This window comes from Streptomyces reniochalinae (assembly GCF_003323735.1).
GTDB classification, from domain to species: domain Bacteria; phylum Actinomycetota; class Actinomycetes; order Streptomycetales; family Streptomycetaceae; genus Streptomyces; species Streptomyces reniochalinae.
Genome location: NZ_QOIM01000005.1, coordinates 1 through 656, shown reverse-complemented (window position 1 = coordinate 656; position 656 = coordinate 1). Strand labels below are relative to the sequence as shown.

Sequence of the window (656 nt, the reverse complement as noted above, 5' to 3'; positions counted from 1 at the left end):
CCGCGTCTGGCCAAGACCGGGGAGACGGCCGCGTCCCCGGCTGACAGTGGTCTGTGGGGGTTGGGTGCCGGGGGCACGGTGTTGGTGACCGGGGGGACCGGTGTGTTGGGTGCGGCTACCGCGCGGCATCTGGTGGCCCGGTACGGGGTGGAGCGGTTGTTGCTGGTCAGCCGCAGCGGTATGGACGCCGCGGGTGCCGCCGAGTTGGTGGCCGAGTTGGAGGCCGCGGGGGCGCGGGTGGAGGTGGCCGCGTGTGATGTGGCCGACCAGGACGCGCTCGCCGATCTCCTGGACACCGTTCCGGCGCAGCATCCGTTGAGTGCGGTCTTCCATACCGCGGGGGTGCTGGAGGACGCGACGCTGGACTCGCTGACCCCGGCGGGTTTGGCGCGGGTGTTGCGGCCGAAGGTGGACGCGGCCTGGAATCTGCATCACCTCACGCGGGGGGCGGGGTTGTCGGCGTTCGTGTTGTTCTCCTCGGTCGCCGGGACGCTGGGCACTCCGGGTCAGGCCAACTACGCGGCCGGCAACACCTTCCTGGACGCGTTGGCCCAGTACCGTCAGGCGCAGGGTCTTCCCGGTGTGTCGTTGGCGTGGGGGTTGTGGGAGGAGGCCAGTGGCATGACCGGTGCCCTGACCGGCACCGACCACGACCG

1 protein-coding gene is annotated in these 656 nt (G+C 71.3%); it reads left to right on the top strand.

All coding sequences use genetic code 11. The annotated features are described in order from the left end of the window. Positions 1–656, top strand: a 656-nt coding sequence (locus DQ392_RS00020) for a beta-ketoacyl reductase (protein WP_114013351.1), incomplete at both ends; no start/stop codon positions are given.